Annotated in this window: 5 protein-coding genes and 1 pseudogene; 3 read left to right on the forward strand and 3 right to left on the reverse strand. The window is 71.3% G+C overall.

Annotated features, from left to right (window positions below; translation table 11 throughout):
* Positions 1 to 793: pseudogene (locus FV230_RS29905) on the forward strand (chromosome segregation protein SMC); the annotation flags it as partial.
* Positions 794 to 834: 41 nt separating this feature from the next.
* On the opposite strand, the gene FV230_RS23210 reads toward FV230_RS29905, so the two are convergent.
* Positions 835 to 2,379, reverse strand: a complete 1,545-nt coding sequence (locus FV230_RS23210; RefSeq protein ID WP_147844080.1) for a carboxypeptidase M32 — start codon at positions 2,377 to 2,379, stop codon at positions 835 to 837.
* A gap of 205 nt (positions 2,380 to 2,584) precedes the next feature.
* Here FV230_RS23210 and FV230_RS23215 point away from each other — a divergent pair, with 205 nt between their 5' ends.
* A complete protein-coding gene (locus tag FV230_RS23215; RefSeq protein WP_246694966.1) occupies positions 2,585 to 3,358 on the forward strand; it encodes a DJ-1/PfpI family protein in 774 nt (257 codons plus the stop codon).
* Positions 3,359 to 3,495: 137 nt separating this feature from the next.
* Positions 3,496 to 3,672, forward strand: coding sequence for a hypothetical protein (locus tag FV230_RS23220; RefSeq protein WP_246694967.1), 177 nt, complete (start codon positions 3,496 to 3,498; stop codon positions 3,670 to 3,672).
* A gap of 12 nt (positions 3,673 to 3,684) precedes the next feature.
* On the opposite strand, the gene FV230_RS23225 is transcribed toward FV230_RS23220, so the two are convergent.
* Both FV230_RS23225 and FV230_RS23230 read right to left on the reverse strand, forming a co-directional pair.
* Entirely contained in the window at positions 3,685 to 4,581 is an 897-nt protein-coding gene (locus FV230_RS23225) for an MBL fold metallo-hydrolase (protein WP_147844082.1), read from the reverse strand.
* Positions 4,582 to 4,786: 205 nt separating this feature from the next.
* Positions 4,787 to 5,977 carry a murein L,D-transpeptidase family protein gene (locus FV230_RS23230; protein ID WP_147844084.1) on the reverse strand — a complete coding sequence of 397 codons (1,191 nt, stop codon included), beginning with the start codon at positions 5,975 to 5,977 and terminating at the stop codon, positions 4,787 to 4,789.
* Between the last annotated feature and the right edge of the window lie 8 nt (positions 5,978 to 5,985).

The raw sequence follows: 5,985 nt of genomic DNA on the forward strand, positions 1-5,985 counted from the left end.
GCACGGCCGCCTCGTCGCCCGGCGCGCGTTGCGGGCGGAAGCGCTCGCGCGGCGCGTCGAGCTGGCACGCGCCGCAGACGGCGTTCCCGAAGACGCGCTGCGTGCCGACCTCGCCGCCATCGACGCCGATGCGATCGAGGCGCGGCTGCGCAGCCTGGCGATGGAGGACGAGGACCTCGACCAGCGCGGCAAGACGGCCTTCGCCGAGCGCGATCGCAGCGAGCGCCGGCGCGAGGCGCTGGAGGGCGGGACCGGGGCCGAGCTGGCATTGGCGCAGAAAAAGGCGGCCGAGGCCGAGCTTCACGCGAGCGCCCGGCAATGGGCCGTGCTCAAGCTCGCGAGCCTGATGCTCGGCACCGCCATCGCCCGCCAGCGGACGGGGCAGCAGGACCCGTTGCTGACCCGGGCCGGCGCGATCATGGCGGCCCTGACGGGGGGCGGGTTCTCCGGTCTCGCGCAGGATTACGACGAGGCCGACAAGGCGCTGATCGTTGCCCGCCGCGCCGGTGGCGAGACCGTCCACGTCCAGGGCCTCAGCGAGGGCACCCGCGACCAGCTCTACCTCGCGCTGCGGCTGGCCTACCTGGAGGACTACGCCGGCAAGTCCGAGCCGGCGCCCTTCATCGGCGACGACCTGTTCTCGACCTTCGACGACGCGCGGACCGGCCACGGCCTCGAAGCGCTCGCTGCGATCGGCGGCACCGTGCAGCCGATCCTGTTCACCCACCACCGCCACGTCGCCGACCTCGCGCAGACGCGTCTCGGCTCGGCGGTGGACATCATCCCGCTCTAGAGCAATTCCCGTGATCCCTGGATCACGGGAATTGCTCTATCTTATTGTGAGATCGCGTTTCCTTCACGCGAGCCGGGATCCACTTCGAATGAAAATGCTCTAGCCGATCCGTAGCGCGTTTCGAGGTGGGCGAGGTAGGCCTCGGTTCCGAGCGGGCGGCCAGTCGCCTGCTCGAGCAGCGCATCGGTGGGCAGGCGGCTGCCTTGCTCGTGGACGTGGCGGCGCAGCCAGCCGCGCAGCGGCGCGAAATCGCCCGTCGCGAGGCCCGGCAGGATCCCCGGCTCGCCGCGCTTGGCCGCGGCGAAGAGCTGGGCGGCGGCCATCGCGCCGAGCGTGTAAGTCGGGAAGTAGCCCCAGGCGCCGCTCGGCCAGTGGATGTCCTGCAGGCAGCCGAGGCGGTCGTTCGGAACTTCGAGCCCGAGCAGGTTGCGCATGCCGTCGTTGAACGCGCCCGGCAGGTCGGCCAATGCGAGGTCGCCGGCGATGAGGGCCGATTCGAGGTCGTAGCGGAGCAGGACGTGCGCCGGGTAGGTCGCCTCGTCGGCGTCGACCCGGATGAAGCCGGGCTCGACCCGGGTGTGCAGGCGGTGAAGGTTCTCGGGCGTGAAGGCGGCTCCGTCGCGCCCGAATTCCGTACGGACCAGGGGCGCCAGGAACGCGAAGAATTCGCGGCTGCGGCAGGCCTGCATCTCGACGATGAGCGATTGGCTCTCGTGCAGGCTCATGCCGCGGGCCTTGCCGACCGGCTGGTTGCGCCACGCGGCCGGGCGGCCCTGCTCATAGAGCGCGTGGCCGGTCTCGTGCAGCACCCCCATCAGCGCACGCCCGAAATCGGCGGCGTCGTAGCGCGTGGTGATCCGCACGTCGTCGGTGGCGCCCCCGCAGAACGGGTGCAGGCTGATGTCGAGGCGCCCGCGCGCGAAGTCGAAGCCGAGCGCACGCATCAAGGCCAGCCCGATCCGCCGCTGCGCCTCAACCGGGAACGGGCCGTCGAGCGGCAGCGGCGCGGGCTCGCGCGCCTGCCGCTCGCGTGCCTCGGAAACCAGCCCGGGAAGCCGGGTGCGCAGATCGGCGAAGAGCGAATCGATGGTCGCGCGCCGCATGCCCGGATCGTACTCGTCGAGCAGCGCGTCGTAGGTGCCGAACCCGAGGGCCGCCCCCTTGATCGCCCCGATCTCGCGCTGGAGCCGCAGCACCTCGGCCAAGTGCGGCAGCAGCATCCCGAAATCCGACTGCGCGCGGGCCTCGCGCCAGACCATCTCCGCCTTCGAGATCGCCCGCGAGCTCGCCTCGACGAGGTCGCCCGGCACCGCCGCGGCATGGGCGTGGAGGCGGCGCATCTCGGCGAGGTTCGCAGCCCGCCACGGGTCGAGGGCGGTCTCGTCGGCAGCCGACAGCGCGTCGGCGGTCTCGGGCGCCGTCAGGATCTCGTGGGCGATGCCGCGCAGGACCGCGAGCTGGTCGGCGCGGCCGTCGGCGGCACCGTCCGGCATCAGGGTCTGTGAGTCCCAGCCGAGGATGCCGGCGGCGGCGCCGATCGCGTCGAGGCGGGCGAAGCGGCGTTCGAGGCTGGAATAGACGTTCACGATGCGAAGGCCCCGCGGTGACGATCCGGCCGCGAACGGCCGGGATGGGTGCTCTCGTCATAGGCGGCCGTCGGCGCTGCGAACACCCCGACCGGGGCCGAAGACGCTCGCGAGCCCATATCGGCGAGCCCGACCGCGCCTTCCGAGCCGAAAACCCCATATGGTCGCGATGCGCCGCAGGCGTCGCCGACACCGGAGCCGTTTCGTGGATCGCCGCGCCTTCGTCGCCGCAGCCCTGACCTGCACCGGCCTCGTCGGAGGATCGGCGGCAAGCACCGCACCCGAACCTGCGGCGATCCCGGACGGTCGCCCGGTGCGGATCGCCATGCTGCTGTTTCCGGGCATGACGGCGCTCGACGTCGTCGGGCCGCAGGAGATCCTCGCGGGCCTCGCACCGGGAAACCTGCATCTCGTGGCACGGGCGGCAGGTCCCGTGGCGAGCGACACCGGGCTCGCCCTCCTCGCCACCGCCGACTTCGAGACCTGCCCGCGCGACCTCGACGTGCTGTTCGTTCCCGGCGGGGACGGCACGCCCGACCAGATGCGCGACGCCGCGACCCTCGCCTTCCTGCGCGATCGCGCCGACCGGGCCGCCTGGGTCGCCAGCGTCTGCACCGGGTCGCTGATCCTCGGGGCAGCGGGATTGCTCTCGGGGTACCGCGCGACCACGCACTGGTGCGTGCGCGACGCCGTGCTGCCGCTGCTCGGCGCGGTGCCGGTCGACGAACGCGTGGTGTTCGATCGCAACCGCGCCACCGCGGCCGGCATCTCGGCCGGGCTCGATTTCGCCCTGGCGCTCGCGGCCAAGCTCCGCGGCGAGGCCTATGCCCGCACCAGCCAGCTCGTGGCGGAATACGCGCCGCGCCCGCCCTTCGATGCCGGAAGCCCGTCCGCGGCCGGCCCCGCGATCACACGCGCGGCGGACGCGATCCTCGCGCCGCTCGTCGCGGGCGCACTGGCTGCAAGCCGCAACCGGTGAACCGCCCCGCAGCGCACGCCTCCGTGAACGGGCGCGTCGGAACGGCAACCATGGGTAAGCATTCTGGCAGGTGAAGCCGTCGCGAGGCGACGGCCGCCATCCTGGACCACTACGCCGGACCTGCCATGATCCTCGGAATGATTGTCTCGGCCGTCATCGCGGCGCTCGGCCTGCTCGTGGCGCTCGGCCGGATCGGCCATCCGATCGACGGGCAGGTGCTCACCAATTTCGGCTGGAGCGGCGTGATCATCGGCGTCGCGCTGTTCGGCTTCTTCGCCTACCTGATGCGCGGGCGCCGACGCCCGGTGGCGTGAGCCGTGACGGTGTCAGGCGATGCGGATCAGCGGCTCGCGACGCAGCGCCGGCGTCGCGCCGACCTCGACGCGCTGGCGCTCGCGGGCGATGTAGGCCGTCGGCATGATCGCCTGCATGTCCGCCTCGACCGCGCGCAGGGTCGCGTCGGAGTGGCATGGATGCAGGTGGATGATCGCCAGCGCCTTGACGCCGGCGGCCTGCGCCAGCTCGACGCCCTTCTGCCAGGTCGAGTGGCCCCAGCCGCGGCAGGTCGGGTATTCGCAGTCGGTGAACATGCCGTCGTAGACGATCAGGTCGGCATCCTCGACGAAGCGCATCAGGGCGGCGTCCGGCCAGGGATCGGTGTGCTCGATGTCGCTGATGATGCAGAGCCGTTTCCCATCATGCTCGAACCGATAGCCGACAGAGCCCTGGGGATGGTTGAGCAGGATCGTGTCGACGGTCGCGCCGTCGGAGAAGGTCAGGGTCTCGCCGGCGCGGAAGCCGTGATGCTTGAGCGTGCAGGGTAGGACGTCGAGTGTAACCGGGAAGAGCGGCGGCGCGTATAACCGACCGAGCGTGTCCTCGGCCGACTGCCCGTCGAGGTTCCCGCACCAGGTGTGGACGGTCCGCTCGGGATCGAACACCGCCGGCTTGAAGAACGGCAGTCCGCCGGTGTGGTCGAGATGGAGGTGGCTGAAGAGAAGATCGACGTCCTTCGGCAGGTCCTGCCGGTTGTGCTGGCCGCACGCGTAGAGGCCGGAGCCCGCATCGACGACGAACAGGCGCTCGCCGCAGCGCACCTCCATGCACGGGGTGTTGCCGCCGAACTCGGCGTATTCCGGGCCGCTCACCGGCGTCGAACCACGCACGCCCCAGAAGCGCAGCGTGAGACCGCCGTCCGATACTGGACTTCTCGACATCGTCATCACGGGTCGTTTTCGTTCGGATGGTCCGATCGCCTTCGATCTGGAACCGTTCTCCGCTTCGCCGTCAATGCGACCGAGGCGGTGGGCGGACGGTGGTTTTCTCATCGCCGCTCTCTGACACGGGTTCAGATGGGTGGCCGCCGCACGCTGCGATGTGCGAGCCCGCACATGGGATAAGTCCCATCCACGCCTCGCGTTTCGGAGATCACGGGCGTTCGGCGAGGGCGAGCGGACCGGTCGGAGCCCGAACGGGCACCGTCGGATCGCCGGCGCCGGCCGCCCGGACGAGCCGCGGAAGCCGGTCCCGGTAGCGGGAATCGAGGCCGTCGAAGCGATCGGCCTCGCGCTCGTAGGACGGCACGAAGCCGGCCATATGGGTCGGGGACAGGGGCGAGCCCGGCGCCGCCCAGGCGGCCCAGGTCACCTCGGGCACCGGTGGCGCGCGCCGACGGGCGGGGATGACGATCGTCTCCAACCCGGCATAGGCCAGCGCCTCGGGGCGGCTGACCTCGCCGAGCGACGTGCCCTTGGCGGCGAGCGCCGCCCAGAAAGCGTGTTGGCCGCCGTCGGAATAGCTGGTGCGGATCGCGGCCGCCCCATCGTCGACGAAGGCGGCGATGCGGGCCTCCTCCGCCGCCCGGCGGGTGACGACGGCGGCTTCCTTGGCCGGGTCCTTCGACGGCGCGAAGACGTAGCGGCCGCCCTCGACGCCGACCTGCAGCTCGTCGCCGGTCGCCTCGAACCGGTCCGCGCCCGCCTTGAGCTCCCGCCAGAACCCGATGTTCGGATCGGTGCGATAGCGCGCCATGTTCTCCGCGGTCATCCGGAACGGATAGGCCTGGAACTGGAACGCCGCCTGCCCGCCCTTCAGCGCGTCGCGGGCGATCGCATAGATCTCGCCGACGGTGTGGTCCATCATCGCGAAGCAGCCCATCGACGAGCACACGCCGTGCACCATCACCGCCGAGCCGGTTCCGCCATGCGCCCGGTCGTAGGCGTTCGGGTAGCCGACGTCGAAGGACAGGTAGTAGTGCGAGTTCGGGTTCATCTGGCGCTGCGGCACCATGTAGAAGCCCTCCGGCGTCTGCCGGTCGCCGTTCTTGCGCTTGGGACCGAGCTGACCGGACCACCGGCAGATCGGGAAGGTCTTGAGGTAGACGAAGCGGCCGCCGGCGGCCTTCTTCCACACCTCGATCTCGGAATCCTTCTTGTAGGCCCGGAACAGCACCGGCGCCTGCGGGCTCGTGCCCTTGGCCGCCATCAGCGCGAGGGTGGCGGCGGGGATCGGCGCCTCGGCCTTGGCGTTCTGCGCCGACGCGTCGCCCGCGAACAGCAGGGCGAGCACGACGGCGAAGCCGGGCGGGACCAGACCTTTCAGACGGTGGGCGGGAGGCATCGCGGGGC

The organism is Methylobacterium sp. WL6, assembly GCF_008040095.1.
GTDB lineage: Bacteria > Pseudomonadota > Alphaproteobacteria > Rhizobiales > Beijerinckiaceae > Methylobacterium.